The following is a 15246-nucleotide window of genomic DNA, read 5'->3' as shown; positions in this document are numbered from 1 at the left end:
GGCCTACGCCCGGGTTTTCCCAACGGCCTCATGAGCAATGATTGCAGTGCCGTTGCAGACAAGCCTTTCCGTCTGACTCAGTGTCCCTGCTGCCGAGAAAGGTGCCGGTAGATCGTCGGCCGAGTGACGCCGAACTCTGCTGCAATCTCTGCAACCGTGTGGGCGCGCTTGCCGTCGGGCCCGATCTCCTCGTACATCTGACGAGCCAGGCGCACCTGCCGGGGCCCGAGCTTGGGCTTCTGCCCGCCCGTGCGGCCACGGGCCCTGGCCGCGGCCAGCCCGTCGCGGGTCCGTTCGGACATCAAGGCGTGCTCGAACTCAGCGATCGCGCCGAGGATGTGGAAGAACATCTTCCCCACCGGGGTCGAAGTGTCGATCCCCTGGTCTAGGACTACCAGGTCGACGCCCTTGGCCTGGAACTGCTTGGAGAGCTCGATCAGGTTCTCTAGGGACCGTCCGAGCCGGTCCAGCTTGGTCACTACCAACTGGTCCCCCGCCCGGTTCGCCGACAGCAGCGCCTTCTCCAGTCCAGGCCGGGAGGCGAGCTTCCCGGATGCCGAGTCCACGAAGACCTGGTCGCACCCGGCCGCCTCGAGGGCATCACGCTGGGCATCGACATGCTGGTCCCTGGTCGACACCCTCCCGTACCCCACACGCATCCCGAGACTGTATCAGAAACAGTGGAGCGCAGGACATAGGTGCGTACACGACAAGCATTACGTAGCGATGCCCGGAAACACGTGCCAGCTCGCGGGCGTCGCCAGAGTGTCTCAGAAACCATCATTATCGGACACTTGGGATGGAGCCAGGGCGGGATGGCAGGAGTACATCTGCGAGATCTGCGGGCCCGTCTCAGCGGGTCCGTCGTGTCTAGGGCGTTGGCGGGTTCGTGCCTGCTGGACGGTTCGGGCCTTCTTCGATGGTTGTCAGGGTCAGCTGGCGTCGGTGGTGCCGGTAGTGCTGCGGCGCCCACGAGAGGATCTCGCGCCGGCTCATCCATGGCGTGAAGTACGGATCCCAGGACGGCGGGACGGACATCCCGCGCTCCAGTGCGGCCTCGTCGGCCCGGTCGTACCAGGCGATGATCGCCCGCGTGGTGCGCTCCATCATCCGGCCCATCGTCGCGGGCGTCAGGAGTTGGCCGGCTGCGGCGCTGCCGACCCAGTTGACCCAGTTGTACGGTCCCGTGCCGGCCTCCAGCAGCCGGCTCCACGCCCGGGATGCGGCCGGGGGCAGGTGGGAGAAGAAGCCGAAGAGGGGAATGGCTGCCCGGGTGATGTTCTGACCCAGGACCAGGTGGAACAGCAGCTGCCGGTTGGTCCAGCGGGTGCCCTCTGTCGGCGCGCCGAGCTCGTCGTGCAGGGCATTGCGGACGATTTGCGAGAAGTCCTCGGCGATCCAGAGGATGCCGTCTCGGATGGGATCCGGGGCTTGGGCCATGGCCCATCCTCTCCCGAACCGCCCAGACCCTCCAGAACGAACCCCTGCACTCAGCGCGCAGGGAAGCTCTCCGTCTCCTCTGGGCCCGCGGGCCCTACCTCTCGCCCGGGTAGCCCACAGGCGGATGTCGGGGCGCATGCTCGTGGAATAGCCCGGGCGCCGGCCGGTATCCGAGCTTCGCCAGGAGGGAGGAGAGGTGGCCTGCGAGCGTGTTCTGCGGCAGGGCGAGCTCTTCCCCGATCTCCAGGTTCGTCATGCCCTGCAGGATCAGGGACAGGACCGCGCGTTCCACGGCCGTGGCCCCGGGAACCGGGTGCGCGGCCAATGCGCTGCGGACGGCCTGCACCGCCTCCGGGGAGAGCAGCTGCTCCCCCGCGGCCACGCGCCTGATCTTCTCCGGGAGCCCGTCGGCGCTGGCCCTCTGCAGAACGTACCCGGCAGCCCCGGCCATGACGGCGCTGCGCAGCGCCAGCTCCTCCTCGTAGGTGGTCACGATCAGGCACCGGGTCTGCGGTGCGGCCACGCGCAGTGCCCGGCAGGCCTCGATCCCCGTCCCGTCCGGCATCCGGTTCTCGACAAGCGCCACCTCCGGCGCGAGCTCCGCCGCCCGCGGGAGCGCACCCGCGATGCTGTCCGCCTCACCGACCACCGCGAAGCCCTCGGTCAGCAGCAGCTCCGCCAGGCCGCGCCGGATGAGCGCATGTCCGCTCAGGAGGAACACACGCACCGGCGTCCTCCCCGTTCCTGGCGTCCTCGAAGCGCACATCCCAGATTGCTCCTGCCCGCGCCGGCACCAACACCCCGGCACTGCTCCAACGGTGAACTGACATTCCAAGAATCCCCCACGGCCTCCCCCGGGACACTAGAGCCGGAAGAACTGAATCGGCGCCCCACCGCAGGGGAGCTTCCCCTCCCCGTTGGGCGCCCGGGGCGTTCCAGAACCCCTCGGGTGATCCCTGCAGACCGAGAATGTTCTTCTCCACGCCGCCCATCCACAGATCGAGCCAGTGGAGGTTCCCTCGTGGACTCGTCCCTGAAGCCCCCGTCTGGAGGACCTTGGTGGCCCAGGGGCTGAACAATGCCCGAGATCTGCCGGCAGCTCGGGATACCGAGGAAGACGGGGAGCACGTGGCGCAACGCCTACAAGGACGATTTCGGAGCGGTTCCTCTCCGAGGCGGAGCGGGGGACGGTCGCGGACATGCTCGCCGCCGGACAGAGCCGGCTGCGGATCGCGGCCGCCCTCGGCCGGGCTCCCTCGACGGTGAGCCGGGAAGTGCGCCGTAGCGACGGGGCCGGGAAGCACCGCACCATGGCCGGGGTCCAGGCTGGGAGGCCGCGTTCGCGGAGGATTCCGGCAGGCACCTCGGGCGGGGCCTCCACCATGAACGTGGCGGCGTCATGACGGGCGAGGACCACCCCCAGGCCCTAGGGGCAGGCTGCGGCCATCTCGGCGCCCGTTCGGAGGATGCGTTGCAGATCGTTGACCCGTCGGGGCGGGGCCGCCGACAATGGCAGCGTTTGGGGGATCCTTTCCGCTGGTCTCGGGCCACTGATGGGATCGATCATGAGGATGAGAACGCTCTGGGGCGCCGCGGCAGCGACGTCCGCCCTGCTGCTCGTAGGGGCCGCCGCCAACGCCGATGACTGCGCGAACGTATCCCGCGCACCCGCCGCGTGCGGCTGGTCGTGCCCCGGACCCGTCACCCAGGGGAACTGGGTCTGGCTGCCGAGCATCGGAGTGCCCGAGTACGCCTGGGGCTTCGCGACACCGGGCTCACTGCCATCCCAGTGGCTAGGGTTCCCCGGGGCGAACGGGAACTACCTCAACCAGGCCGGCGGCTTCTCCTGGCTCCTCGAGAACAGCCTCTGCGTCAACGGCAACACCGCACGCCAGACCACCAACGGCATCCAGAGCGGCTGCGGCCGATAAACCCCCTCCCAGAGGGAGGCCACGCCCCAGGCACGCACAAAGGACAGCCGAGCGGGCCCCCGCACTGGGCCCCGTCCCGCAGCGCCCGGGTGCGGCGCGCGAGGACCCGGCAGCCACGGGGGGAGCCGCCGGGCCCTCAACCGAAGATCATAGAGGGCGTCGGGGCAGAACGGCCCGGCCGCCGGGAATCCCCCTCCCACCGCCCCCGGAACCCACACGTCCGCACCGCCCGGTGACCCCGCCCCGCCCGAGGCCGTCCGAGCGCAGACCGCGCCGTCAGTGTCACGGTCCCGGGGACAACGGGGCACAGGGACGCGCACGGCAAACCTGCGGATCCGATCTACCGGGAAGCCCCCCGAAGCTCGCGGCCATGCAGGCCAAACGGGCTCCCGAGCACCGCGGCCCGGGCGGAGGTGCGGGAACCGGCCCTGCGGAGCCATCACGCCCGGGGGCAGGCTGACCGACAGCCCGTGCGCCGAACGCGGCCGGCCGTCCCCGGGCCCGGTTGAGGGGGCTCCGCCCGGGTAATCGACCATAAGGGGCCCGGAAGGCCCCCGGGGGCAGCGGACACGACAGGAAAGAGGCACGGCCATGCCGCAGGACCCGCTCGCGCTGGCCTTCGCCTACTTCGAAGCATCCCAGGAGGAAGGCACCAGCCCCGCCGAAACAGCCGGCCGCCTCGAACAGGCCCGCACCGCAGCCGCGCTCAGCATCGCCGAAAGCCTCGCCGTCCTCGCCGTGGCCGCCGCGGACGAACAGACAGGCTGACCAGCCGCGGACGGAAACGGACAACCAGCAACCAGCGCCGCTCCAGACCACCGCGCCCAGCCCGACCGGCGCTAGCGGTGGCCCTGGCCCGCGATGGCGTCCTGCGCGTCGGAGAGGTGTTCCCCAAGCTCGACGGCGAGGTGGGCGGCCAGGCGCATGTGTACGGCCGCGGCCTCGACAGACTCCGCCGGATCGGAGCCGTCGTCCTCGTAGACGTCGTACTCGGTCAGGGAGCGCTCGAGGCCGTCGGCGAGCTGGTTGAGGGCCTGGGCGAGCATGGCCCCGGTGGCGCCCTTGAGGTTCCCCAGCACCCGGTACACCGTCGGTGCGGGCTGGGTCCCGCTGTGGTGGCAGATGGCGCGGACGGACTCGTAGATCGCGTCGGCCTCCCGGACGATGACCGGGGTCTCTTCTTCGCTCACGCCGTGCTTCCTCCGTGGCTCGTGGCGGGTGTTCCTCTGGGTGCAGCCTAGGGCCCGGATCTGACACCCGGGGGTACCGCACCAGGAGACCCCCAAACGTGGATGCCGGCCGTGCACCTCCAACCTGATTGCAGGCCCAGCCAAATCGCATCGCCGACGACACTGTTCTCCTGAAGCCGGCCACAGGCAGGCGGGCACAGCGGACGGTGCGGCCGGGCGCACGTGCCGGGACGCCCTGCCGACCACGGGCACGAGGTGCGCGCTGCGGGTTCATCCCCGCAAGGGGCTGCAGGAGTCGGGTCAGCGGGAGCGGCCGGCGTCCGGCTGCGCCTGTGGTGTGGGGCGCGCGGGCCGGGCGGTGGCGGCGGTGCGGACGGCGTCCAGCGTCTCGCGGTCGACCAGCGGACCGCCCCGGGCCGCGCGGCCCTTCCGCACGGCGGGCACGGGCGCCGAGGCGGCGTCCTCGACCCGGTACAGGGCGTACTCGCTCACGCACCCGAAGTCCTCGGCCATGGCCGCGGCGTTGGCCGCGCAGACCGACTCCCGGGCCGCGTTGACCGTGTACAGGGATGCGGGGAAGGACATCGGCACCCACCGCCCGCCCAGCACCGCGTCCTTGCCGGCCGCGGTCCCGTCCTCCGCGGCGAGGTAGCCGCGCTCCCACCGGCCCAGGATGCGGGCCTCGCTGATCTCCTGGGTGTGTCGTCCGCCATGTAATTCCCCACTCGTAGGTGGGTTTTCGCCACGGTTTTCCCCACTTTGAGCGGTGGTTCGCCACGTTATTCCCCATGGGGATGACGTCACGCGCCGCTGGTGCCTTGTCCGAGAGCCTTGCCTCGGGTCCGATGGTCGGGCCGGAGGTGGGGGTTGGTGGTTTGGCGCGTAGGAGTGTGGCTGTGATGGATCTGGTCGAACTGTTCATGCACTGGGACGCGGGCCGCTCGAAGAGCGAGCTCGCGGTGTCGTTGGGCATGGACCGCAAGACGGTGGCGAAGTACCTGGCTCCGGCCGAGGCCGAGGGCCTGGCCCCCGGGCTCGGGCTGGGGGCCGAGGAGTGGCGGGACATGGTCGCGGGCTGGTTCCCGACGGTCGTGGACGGGAGGCTGCGGCAGATCACATGGCCGGAGTTCGATTCCAGGGTCGAGTGGGTCAGGGAGCAGCTGGAGGCCGGGGTCGCAGGGGCCGTGGTCCACCAGCGCCTCGTGGACGAGCACGGGGTCAGTGCCTCGCAGCGCTCGTTCTACCGGTGGCTGGCCGCGACCCTGCCCGACGCCGGACGCGGGCGGAGGGCCCCGACAGTGCTCAAGCCCCTGTCCGCGCCGGGAGAGCTCGGCGAGGTCGACTACGGGATGCTCGGGCACTGGCGCGACCCGGAGACCGGCAGAGGGCACCGGGTGTGGGCGTTCGTGCTGACGCTGCCGTTCTCCAAGCAGCCCTTCGTCTTCCCCACCACGCGGATGGACCAGACGGCGTGGACGAACGCCCACGTGGCCGCGTTCGAGTTCTTCGGCGGCGTCCCGCGCCGGATCACGAGCGACAACCTCAAGACCGGGGTCATCAGGCCCGACCTCTACGACCCCAAGCTCAACCGGGCCTACGCCGAGCTGGCCGAGCACTACGGGACCCTGCTCGATCCGGCCCGGGCCAACAGGCCCAAGGACAAGCCGCACGTGGAGCGGATGGTCCAGTACGTGCGCGGCTCGTTCTGGGCCGGTCGATCCTTCGCCTCGCTGGCGCAGATGGGCGCCGAGGCCGAGCGGTGGTGCCGGGAAGTCGCCGGGGCCCGGAGGCCCAGGGCCCTTGCCGGGCAGAGCCCGTGGGAGGTCCTGGCCGCCGTGGAACGGCCCACAATGGTCCCGCTTCCGCCGCGCAGGCTCGAGCCCGCCGAGTGGCGCACCGCCACCGTCGGATCGGACTGCCACGCCTCGGTCAGGGGCGTTCTCTACTCGGTGCCCTACCAGCTCGTCGGGACCCGCCTGGACGTGCGCCTGAGCGGCACGACGGTCGAGTTCCACCTCGACGGGGCGATCGCGAAGGTCCACCCCAGGATCGCCAAGGGCCGCCAGAGCGACCTGGCCGACTACCCGCCCGCCGCGGCCGGGTTCTTCACCCGGGACGCCGCATGGTGCCGCGAGAACGCTTCCCTGATCGGCCCCGCGGCCGCGGCCCTGGTCGAAGGGCTGCTCGAGGAGCCGGCGGTGCACCGGATCCGCGCCGCGCAGGGCATCATCCGCCTCGCCGGCACCCACCGGCCCGAGGCGGTGGAGACCGCCTGCGCCGCCGCGGCAGCGGCCGGGGACCCGACCCTGAAGACCGTCAGGGGCCTCCTCGCCGCGGGCGTGACCGTCCTGCCCGTGCGCTCCAACGGCGACAACGGCGCCGGGGCCTACCTCCGCGGCCCCGGCGCCTTCACCGCCAGCTGAACCCCCCACGCCTGCCCTCGGCCGGCGCCGCGGCGCCGACCACAGGAGGGAACGCGTGCGCCCCCCACCGACGAAGACAGGAGCACCATGACCACCACGACCAGCACCGCGCCCGGGCTTCCGGGTCCCGCGGGAGCCGACCGCACCCAGCTCGCCGCCTCCCTGCGCGCCCTGCGCCTGTCCGGGATGCTCGACTCCCTCGAGAACCGGCTCGCCCAGGCCGCCGAGGGCCAGCTCGGGTTCTTGGACTTCCTCCAGGCCCTGTGCCTGGACGAGATCAACCGCCGCGACTCCACGGCATTGGAGCGGCGCACCAGGGCCGCGAAGTTCGAGACAGACGGCAGGATCGAGAACTTCGACTTCACCGCCGACCCCGGCATCCCCGCCGCCCGCATCCGCGACCTCGCCAACACAGAATGGGTCCGCACCGGCCAGCACGTGATCATCAGCGGTCCCGTCGGCTCCGGCAAGACCCACATCGCCACCGCGTTCGGGCACCAGGCCATCCGGGCCGGGCACACCGTCCGGTTCGCCGCCACCTCCCGGGTCCTGGCCGACCTCGCCGGCGGCCACGCCGACGGGAGCTGGGCCCATCGCCTGCGCGCCTACACCAAGCCCGACCTGCTGATCGTGGACGACTTCGCCATGCGCGAGTTCACCCCGGCCCAGGGCGACGACCTCTACGAGATCGTCAACGAACGCCCCGCCCGATCGATCGTCGTCACCACCAACCGCGCCCCCGAAGAGTGGTACCCCCTGTTCCCGAACCAGGTCGTCGCCGAGTCCCTCCTCGACCGGCTCGTGAACAACGCCCACCAGATCACCATCCAGACCGGCTCCTACCGGGCACGCCGACGTCCCGCCGCCCAATGAAACGGCCTATCGACAGGCGATCGGATCCTGGACTGGCCGAGCCTTCCTCCCAGGCCTCCTGACGACGCCCGGGCCGAGGGCTACTATCACAACAGGCACTGGGGAATTCGGTGGCGAGAACGCCGGGGGAATTCCGTGGCGATCGACACTGGGTGGTCTCGACGTCGGCCAGCATCACCTCGTAGCCGGCCGCCTCGAGGGCCTCGAACTGGGCCCTGGCGTTCTTCTCGCCCGAGAGGGTGCCGTCGATGATGAGGTTGTCTCCGCGCCCGAGCGCGTCCCGGAGGGCCTTCTTGGCCAGGATCGAGGACTCGTTGTGCACCAGGGACGCCAACTCCCTAGGCCAGAGCCCCTCCCCCGCCGCCTCGAGCTCCCGCACCTCCTCCGGGACCAGGTACGACCCGTACGAGCCATCCGTGAGGGCCTGCTGCAGGGCGTCCTTGAAGTGGTGCGGGTCGACCGTGAGCCAGTGCTCCGGGCGCGTCCGGGCACGGGCGACCAGCTCGGCCTGGGCGGTGGACTTCCCGGCCCGGGGGGGCCGGCCAGGACGATGTCCCGCCGGGCCCTGCGCACCTGAGGGTTCGCCGCGACGAAGGCGGCCAGGATCTCGTTGTGCAGGGCTCTGCGCTCGGCGCGGGGCTGCTGGCGCCTGACGTTGGGTTCTCGGTGGTGGCATGCCGGCTGTGGGCCGTGAGGGGACCGCCGTCCGCGCAGAGCCGCTCGAGGTGGGCCCGGTGGGCCGCTGCGTGTCCGTCGCTCCCCACCCACCACAGCCCAGCCAGCGTCCAGGGCTGCGCCCGGGCGCCCGCTACTAGGCCTCGGGGGTGTCCTCGGCGTCTTCGGAGGCCTCGAGGATCAGGTCGTACGCCTCCGCGTCGATCAGACCCCGGTCGAACGCCTCCCCCACTTCCTCGAAGGTCCCGGGCCGGTCCGGAGGCAGGATGGCCTTCCATTCCTTCGACAGCTGCTCGCTGTGGTCGGGGGCCTTGGTATAGGGCCACGCCGAGAGCTGGCGGATCATCTCCGCACGGTCGATTTCCCCGGCCGCGTAGCGCTCGGCGATCTCGTATGGGCTCGCCCCGCTGAAGCCCTCCGGGATCTCCGCCACGCCCTTCGCCTTGGCCAAGGTCTGGCTCACCGCCGGCTGGGTCACGTGCAGGGCCCTGGCGATCTCCCGCTGCGGCAGGCCCGCCTCCGCCGCGGAGCGCAGGGCCCGGACATAATCCAGCCGGCCCAGATCACTCTGCGCCAAGGCACGGCGCGCACGGGTGATCGCAGCCTCTGGATTGATGGTGGTCGTCATGCCCGCACCTCCTTAGATATAAGCAAGCTTATCAAGCTTCTCTGCTTCGCGAGGGATGACGAGGTCCTTCAGGGGTGGGGTGGTCTACTGCGTCGAAGCAGAGGGCGACGAGGACCCAGTGGTGGTGCAGCGCTGGGTGCCGGCGGAACGGCTAAGGCCGGTCCGGGCCGGTCCGGGCCGGTCCGAACGATGCCTTCGGACTGCGCTGAGCGGTTAGGCAATGCGCGAGCAGGAGTCGGGCCTGCGCGGTTTGAACGTCGAGTCGCTCATTCGTGCGCCTTCCCCGCGGTCTCGTGTAGGCCTATCCCGAAATATTGCAATATTTCAGGGCTTCGGCCGCGCGCCGGTGACCTTCTCGATGTAATCCCGCACAGCTTCGTCCAGGACGGCGGCAATCGTGGTGCCCTGTTCATCCTTGTACGTTGAAAGCCAGTCGAGCAGATCAGGGTCCAGTCGATTGGTGAAGGTGACGAGTCGCTTCTTGGGGCGCCGGGCCAAGTGCTGCGGGTTGCGGTCCAGCCTGGCCTCCCCCATCGGCTGCGCGGCGGGTGCCGGCTCTTCGCGGGCAGCGCCGGCGGCGACCGCGCCGACGACATCTTCGCGGGGCGCCCTGGACAGTGGAATCTGTGGCTGGCGTTTGACGCTCATCGAATGTTCAGCTCCTTCTTGATGGCGTGGGCGTGGAGGGTGAATGCTTCAGCCGCCTTCGCCGCACCGCGGGATGAGATGCGCGTCAGCGGAACACGAGCCGATTGCCCGTCAGCGATGGCGGTCGTGCGTGGGATCTCGGGTTCGACCACAGCCTCCCCGTAAGCATCGACGAGGGCCTGCCGCTGGTAAGCATGCTCCGCGGTCCTGGCGTAGCGGTTGATCACAACTTTCGGCTCTCCGAGGGACCGGTTGTACATGGCGCTCCCCCGCACTCGGTCCACGAGCTCGAGGTACTTCACCACGCCTTTGACGCTGAAGGCTTCAGCGTCAGCCACGACTCGGGTCTCGTTGGCATAGATCAGTCCGTTCAGCGTCAGTCGGCCAAGGGCAGGCGGCATGTCCAGGAGGATCACGTCGTACTCCTCGTCTATCCCGGAACCGTCTGCTGCGTTGCGGAGCCGCTGCTCTGGAGCCATAAGGTTCTCGGCTTCAATCCGCGCCAGCTGCTCATCTCCGGGCAGAAGACTGATTCCTTCGAAGTCCGTGGAGACAACAACCTGTCCGAGGGTTCCGGCCTGCTCGTTGTAGACAGCATCAAAGATGGTCAAGTCGAATTCGGTCTGGTTGCCCACGAGCACATCAGTGAGGTTCCGCTGCGGGTCGAGGTCGCCGACCAGGACCCGGCAACCGATGATCTGGAGCGCGTTGGCGAGGTTCAGAACGTAGCTGGTTTTGCCGACCCCGCCTTTCCTGTTCCCTACCGCGATCACATGGGCCATCTGGCATCCTTCCAAAGTCCTTGTTGCAATATTGCATTCTTGCTTGCAATAAGGCGTTATTGCTTGCCGTATTGCACGCATCCTATTCGTCGTCTTGCATGCTTGCAAGCTGCAATATTGCAAGCATGCAAGACGACCTGAGGGGTGCCTAGCAAGCCGCACGGATGTTCCACATCCCTGCGGCATCGGCGTACATGCCGGGGGGCGGCCAGTATTCGTCTATCTCCGGGTCGTAGAGATCTGCTTCTGCCAACTGGCGGTCTGGGTGGTGGCGGTCGAGCCAGGCATGCCAGGCGGCACGCTGCTGGCGGTGGATGGTGAGTTGTGCGGCGACGTCTTGGTCGGCACCGAGTCGCTGGGCGAGCTGGGTGAGGCTTGTGGTGTGGGTGATGTACCAGCGTTTGTCCTGGTCGCGGCGGATCATGCCGAGCGCTGACATCTCGGCCAGAGCGCGCTCGGCGGTGCTGGCACCGATCTTGGCCTGCTGGGCGACCTCCTTGGTAGTGGGGGAAAGGCGGCTGCGTTCGATGGCTTCGTAGGCGAGTGCTGCGGCGGGACCCAGGACGCGGAAGACAGGTCGGATAGCGTGGATTTTGCCCTGACGCCAGCTGAGGTCGCGGGCGAGCTCACGGTACTGCTGAGGGAGTTCTACGAGGTAAACGTCGGCGTTGCGGTGGCGCGCGTCCGCGACCTTGGTGACCATTCCATCCGAAAGCTGCGCCAGGCGATGCAGCAGCCTCGCCACAGTGCTGTGGTGCTGCCCCAGGGCAAGTGCGAAGGTCCGGCAGCCGACGTCGAGCGTATCGGTCTCCATGGTCCTCATGTAGGCCAGGACGCCCCTGATGAGGAACCGCAGGCCAATCCCCTCGCGGCCGTACTTCTGGAACCGTGCATCGAGTACCGCGTAGAGCACGTTCTCTAGATCGTTGACAAGCTGGTGGATGCCGGCCGCGCTGGGCGCCCCCCCGGTGGGTTTAGTGGGGCTTGTGTCGCTTTTAGGGGCAGTTCTCTTCCCTTGGCTGCTGGCGGTGAATTCGAGGGCCTTTGCCCACTCGGCCTCGAGGAGGCGGGAGAGCTGGGCGGGGGACTGGTACAGGGCTGCGAGGCCGCGGAACTGTCCCGTCAGCTCTCCTCGCACCTGCTCGAGGGTCCACCCGCATGCTGCGAAGTGGTTCAGGACGGCCATGCGCGCTTCAGACGGAGTGCGGTGACGGGCTGTGTCGAACAGGCCGGTCTGGGCGATCGCACGGAGTGGGGACTGCCAGCCGGCCGTCGGGGTGCAGGATCTGGCGTCGCGGGCCTTCTCGGGCGTCAGGGGGGAGGGGGCGGCCTTCGCCCGGAGGGCGGCCTCTTGGCGGTTGCGGCGCAGCTCAGGTGCGAGCGCCCGGCGGAGCTTGTCGACGTCCCCGGCGGGGTTGCGCCTCCTGAGGATGTCGTAGGCGGAAGACAGCGGAGTGATGAGCTGCTGGCGGCCGCCGCGCTTGTGGAGGGTGCCAGGAACGCGGATGCAGCCGGTGGAGGGGTTCTGGTGCGGGCTGGCGTCCATGCTGGGGGCCGTGCGGGCCAGCGCGGCCACGAGTTCGCGGGCCTCTGCGCCGTCCATCGGTTCGGCGAGGGGCACGTACAGGTGCCGGCCTCCGGCGGGAGAGAAGTCCTCGACGTAACGCAGGCCACAGGAGGCCAGCAGGGCACCGAGGCGTTCTGCGTCATTGTCGACGACGGCTTTGGTCGCCTTCGAGGTGTCCAGGTCCAGGCAAAGTGTCGTGACGCGGCCTGCCGTGTCGTGGATCAGAACGGCCGCGGGAGCCCGTGGGGGCACGGCAGTGAGCTTGTGAGGGGTGCCCGGGTACTGGAACTTGCCCCGGACCCAGCGGCCCGCCCGGTACGCCGGCTGGCCTGCGATCAGGGGGGCAAGGGCCCACGCCTGCTCAGGTGTGACTGGCGCGGACAGCGCTGGCGTGGCAGACACGCCGACCCGGCTGTCGGTCTTGAGATCCCGCTCTGGGAGCACGGCATGTAGACTTGTCGGCATAGCAGGAGGACTCTCCTAGAGGGTGTGACTGTCGGAGCCCTTCACCCGGTCCCGCCAAGAACTTGGGGTGGAGAGCTTTAGAATTTGATATAGGAAGGCCCGCCTAGGCGGGCCTTCCTCGTTTTAACTGGCTTTTGCGATGGGCAACGACTCCGGTAGTTCCTTACGGTCGAACCAGGAAGGGAGTCCGTCCGACTGCATCTCAGCGCGGAGCTGTCCGAGAATCAGTTCCATCGCCTCACTTGCCGAGATCCCTGCGTGCTTTGCCATGAGGAAAACAAGATCCTTGTGTTCCCGTGGCACCGAGGTAACGAGCTGGACATTGTCCAGCGCCGTGCCACGCTTCCGTCGCAATGCAGTACTCATGAACCGAACCTAGCCTTAGGTCTAAGGATTAAGTGGGATCCTGCGCCGTGTCGCCCGGAAGCCCTCTGGAAGCCAGGAGGCGGCGAGGCATTCAGCGTCCACGCCGACTCCGCCGGGTTCCAATGAGAGTCGGCAAAGCGGGTTCTACCGACCGTCGAGGTAGGTGAGGAGCCTCTCCGCCTCGCGGTCGCGCACGTCCCGGTTCAGCCGGTATACGACCCGCTGACCCTGGCGGTCGCCCTCTGCGTCCGAGTCGACTAGGCCGAGCTCTTCGAGCTCACGGAGGTGGCGGAAGACGGTGTGGTAGGTCGCTTCCAGGTCCCGAGCGATCTGTCCGGATGTCTCTCCGTCGGGATGGCGGGCCAGTTCGCGGATCACGGCAGCGCGGATGGCGGAGACGCCGAATGCGCTCATCGCGGTCGCCTCGGCCGGTCCCGTCGGCGTAACCCTTGCATTTCGCGTCACCGTCCCATCTTGCCGCAGGTCCTTCGCTGTTGCGCTTGACTCTAGCATCCATTGCTAAAGTAGCCTAGCAATGGATGCTAGGGTCGGGTCGTCACCGGGGCATGCGGGGGGTCCTTTCCCCGCGGTTTGCAAGTATTTCAGCTTCTTGTAACCCCTGTGACTGGTTTGTCATTGAGGGCTGGTAGGTGTGGTGGGCAGGGGGTGGATGGGATGAAGCAGGGGATCGGGTGTGCGGTGGTGGCAGGGATGGCAGCCCCGCTGATGCTGCTCGCTGCCGTGGTGGTCCTCTCGCCCGGGGACGGCGCGGCACAGGCCGCGGGCTGCGGCGGAGCTGCGGCGTCCCCGAGGATCTCCGCCCCGACCCAGGCAGCCGGTTTCTCCGGGGAGCAGCTGGCGAACGCAGCGGTGCTGATGGACGATGCGAAGAAGCTCGGCCTGCCGGTGGCCGCGCAGGTCCTGGTGGTGCAGGCCGCGATCGGCGAGTCTTCGCTCCGCGGCATCGGCTACACGGACGCTGCGGGCACCGTGGACGGCGTCGCTGTCACGATCGGCATCCTCCAGCAGGATGACTCCTACGGCCCTCGGGCCGACCGGCTGGACGTGGCGAAGGCGGGCACGGGGTTCCTGTCCCGTCTCAAGGACGTCCCCGGCTGGGAGTCGCTGGAGCCGACCATCGCGATCCACCGGGTCCAGCGCAACGCCGACCCCCAGCACTATGCGGAGTACCGCGGCGCCGCGCTCGAGGTCGTGCAGTCGCTCTCCGGGGCCAAGGTGTCCGTCGGGGACTGCAGCGGCGGCGGTACCGCGGCGGGCGCAGGGGATGACCTGCCGTGGGGCCACGGGCCTGTCGACGCGCCGAGTGATCTGGGCATGTACACACGCGAGTGCGTGGACTTCGCCCTCTGGCGCGTGAACCAGGCGTACGGATCGACGTCGGCGCCGTTCAGGTTCACCAACGCGGACTTCCGCAGGGACGGCGGCGTGCTCGGCAACGCCGTGACCTGGCTGGACGGCTGGCGGGCGAAGGGCTGGCCGGTTGGGACAACACCCCGCGCGGGCGCCGTCGTCTACTACGCCCCGGGCGTCGGCGGAGCCGGCGACGTCGGGCACGTCGCCGTGGTGAAGGCCGTCAACCCGGACGGGTCCTTCCTCGAGGAGGGCTACAACGGCAACCTGCCCCCGGACGACCACACCTACTACACCCGCACAGTGCAGGACGGCACGCCCACGGCCTTCCTGTACGTGCCTCAGAAGGGATGATCCGCATGCTGCAGAGGACCATGGCCGCCGCGGCCGGGGCCGCGCTGGCCCTCGCCTGCACGGCGTGTGGCCCGGCTGCACCGACTGCGCAGACGGCCCAGGCACCCAGCGCGACGCCCACGCCCTCGTGGACGGCCTCGCTGAGCGGCGGCGACCACGCCCAGGCCCAGAACGCACCGCCGCTGCCCGTCTCCTCGTGGGACGCCGCCGGCGAGCAGAGCGCGAAGGACACGGCCGCCAAGGCCATGGCCCTGTTCGCCCGGCCCCGGGTGGACCAGCGGCAGTGGATCACGGACCTGGCGCCGATGCTGTCCCCGGCCTACCGGACCGAGGCCGAGTACATCAACCCGGCCCGGGTGCCGGTGAGCAGGGTCCTCTCCGGCCCGGCCCTGAAGGCCTCGTCCGGGGACCCCATGACCGTCAAGGCGGTCTTCACGACCGACGCGGGGGAGTGGGTCGTCCTGCTCCACCGCACAGCAGCGGCGCAGCCCTGGCTCGTCCAGGACATCGCCGCTGAGGACGCCTGAGAAAGA

19 protein-coding genes are annotated in these 15246 nt (G+C 69.3%); 7 read left to right on the top strand and 12 right to left on the bottom strand.

The annotated features are described in order from the left end of the window. Positions 1-77: 77 nt before the first annotated feature. The 3 genes from E6A26_RS10145 to E6A26_RS10135 all read right to left on the bottom strand — a co-directional run bounded on the left by E6A26_RS10145 (position 78) and on the right by E6A26_RS10135 (position 2167). A complete protein-coding gene (locus tag E6A26_RS10145) occupies positions 78-659 on the bottom strand; it encodes a recombinase family protein (RefSeq protein WP_136611074.1) in 582 nt (193 codons plus the stop codon). A 211-nt stretch (positions 660-870) separates the two neighbouring features. Continuing rightward, positions 871-1440, bottom strand: a complete 570-nt coding sequence (locus E6A26_RS10140) for a DinB family protein (protein ID WP_168928719.1) — start codon at positions 1438-1440, stop codon at positions 871-873. A gap of 94 nt (positions 1441-1534) precedes the next feature. Beyond that, positions 1535-2167: a response regulator transcription factor gene (locus tag E6A26_RS10135; RefSeq protein ID WP_234865322.1), complete on the bottom strand. Its 633-nt coding sequence runs from the start codon at positions 2165-2167 to the stop codon at positions 1535-1537. 319 nt (positions 2168-2486) lie between these two features. On the opposite strand from E6A26_RS10135, the gene E6A26_RS10130 reads away from it, so the two are divergent. The 3 genes from E6A26_RS10130 to E6A26_RS17605 all read left to right on the top strand — a co-directional run bounded on the left by E6A26_RS10130 (position 2487) and on the right by E6A26_RS17605 (position 4139). Continuing rightward, positions 2487-2843 (top strand): helix-turn-helix domain-containing protein, encoded by a 357-nt coding sequence (locus E6A26_RS10130; protein WP_327407451.1) that lies wholly within the window; start codon positions 2487-2489, stop codon positions 2841-2843. Positions 2844-3005: 162 nt separating this feature from the next. After that, a complete protein-coding gene (locus tag E6A26_RS10125; RefSeq protein WP_136611071.1) occupies positions 3006-3371 on the top strand; it encodes a hypothetical protein in 366 nt (121 codons plus the stop codon). A gap of 591 nt (positions 3372-3962) precedes the next feature. Then, positions 3963-4139: a hypothetical protein gene (locus E6A26_RS17605; RefSeq protein WP_168928718.1), complete on the top strand. Its 177-nt coding sequence runs from the start codon at positions 3963-3965 to the stop codon at positions 4137-4139. 71 nt (positions 4140-4210) lie between these two features. Here the strand turns inward: E6A26_RS17605 and E6A26_RS10120 are convergent, their stop codons facing one another. Beyond that, complete coding sequence (locus tag E6A26_RS10120; RefSeq protein WP_136611070.1) at positions 4211-4561, bottom strand: hypothetical protein; 351 nt, start codon at positions 4559-4561, stop codon at positions 4211-4213. A gap of 300 nt (positions 4562-4861) precedes the next feature. Then, positions 4862-5146 carry a hypothetical protein gene (locus tag E6A26_RS10115; protein ID WP_136611069.1) on the bottom strand — a complete coding sequence of 95 codons (285 nt, stop codon included), beginning with the start codon at positions 5144-5146 and terminating at the stop codon, positions 4862-4864. 314 nt (positions 5147-5460) lie between these two features. On the opposite strand from E6A26_RS10115, the gene istA reads away from it, so the two are divergent. Both istA and istB read left to right on the top strand, forming a co-directional pair. Then, a complete protein-coding gene (istA, locus tag E6A26_RS10110; RefSeq protein ID WP_168928717.1) occupies positions 5461-6984 on the top strand; it encodes an IS21 family transposase in 1524 nt (507 codons plus the stop codon). Positions 6985-7071: 87 nt separating this feature from the next. After that, positions 7072-7857 carry an IS21-like element helper ATPase IstB gene (istB, locus tag E6A26_RS10105; RefSeq protein WP_136611067.1) on the top strand — a complete coding sequence of 262 codons (786 nt, stop codon included), beginning with the start codon at positions 7072-7074 and terminating at the stop codon, positions 7855-7857. Here istB and E6A26_RS10100 read toward each other — a convergent pair. The 7 genes from E6A26_RS10100 to E6A26_RS10070 all read right to left on the bottom strand — a co-directional run bounded on the left by E6A26_RS10100 (position 7805) and on the right by E6A26_RS10070 (position 13402). Beyond that, positions 7805-8533: a zeta toxin family protein gene (locus E6A26_RS10100; RefSeq protein WP_136611066.1), complete on the bottom strand. Its 729-nt coding sequence runs from the start codon at positions 8531-8533 to the stop codon at positions 7805-7807. The genes istB and E6A26_RS10100 overlap by 53 nt on opposite strands. A 135-nt stretch (positions 8534-8668) precedes the next feature. Beyond that, positions 8669-9160, bottom strand: a complete 492-nt coding sequence (locus E6A26_RS10095) for a hypothetical protein (protein ID WP_136611065.1) — start codon at positions 9158-9160, stop codon at positions 8669-8671. 324 nt (positions 9161-9484) lie between these two features. Further along, positions 9485-9808 (bottom strand): hypothetical protein, encoded by a 324-nt coding sequence (locus E6A26_RS10090; RefSeq protein ID WP_136611064.1) that lies wholly within the window; start codon positions 9806-9808, stop codon positions 9485-9487. Further along, positions 9805-10590 carry a ParA family protein gene (locus E6A26_RS10085; RefSeq protein WP_136611063.1) on the bottom strand — a complete coding sequence of 262 codons (786 nt, stop codon included), beginning with the start codon at positions 10588-10590 and terminating at the stop codon, positions 9805-9807. The genes E6A26_RS10090 and E6A26_RS10085 overlap by 4 nt, the downstream gene beginning before the upstream one ends. Positions 10591-10738: 148 nt before the next feature. Continuing rightward, positions 10739-12601 carry a hypothetical protein gene (locus tag E6A26_RS10080; RefSeq protein WP_136611062.1) on the bottom strand — a complete coding sequence of 621 codons (1863 nt, stop codon included), beginning with the start codon at positions 12599-12601 and terminating at the stop codon, positions 10739-10741. Between the two features lie 144 nt (positions 12602-12745). Continuing rightward, entirely contained in the window at positions 12746-12988 is a 243-nt protein-coding gene (locus tag E6A26_RS10075) for a hypothetical protein (RefSeq protein ID WP_136611061.1), read from the bottom strand. Between the two features lie 144 nt (positions 12989-13132). Then, entirely contained in the window at positions 13133-13402 is a 270-nt protein-coding gene (locus E6A26_RS10070; protein WP_168928716.1) for an ArsR/SmtB family transcription factor, read from the bottom strand. Between the two features lie 297 nt (positions 13403-13699). Here E6A26_RS10070 and E6A26_RS10065 point away from each other — a divergent pair, with 297 nt between their 5' ends. Both E6A26_RS10065 and E6A26_RS10060 read left to right on the top strand, forming a co-directional pair. Continuing rightward, on the top strand, positions 13700-14713 hold the full coding sequence (locus E6A26_RS10065) for a CHAP domain-containing protein (protein WP_234865320.1): 1014 nt from the start codon (positions 13700-13702) through the stop codon (positions 14711-14713). A 5-nt stretch (positions 14714-14718) separates the two neighbouring features. Continuing rightward, on the top strand, positions 14719-15240 hold the full coding sequence (locus E6A26_RS10060; RefSeq protein WP_136611058.1) for a hypothetical protein: 522 nt from the start codon (positions 14719-14721) through the stop codon (positions 15238-15240). The last annotated feature ends 6 nt before the right edge of the window (positions 15241-15246 follow it).

It is taken from the genome of Sinomonas albida, from assembly GCF_004919045.1.
GTDB lineage: Bacteria > Actinomycetota > Actinomycetes > Actinomycetales > Micrococcaceae > Sinomonas > Sinomonas albida.
This window is presented reverse-complemented; position numbering and strand designations above follow the sequence as displayed.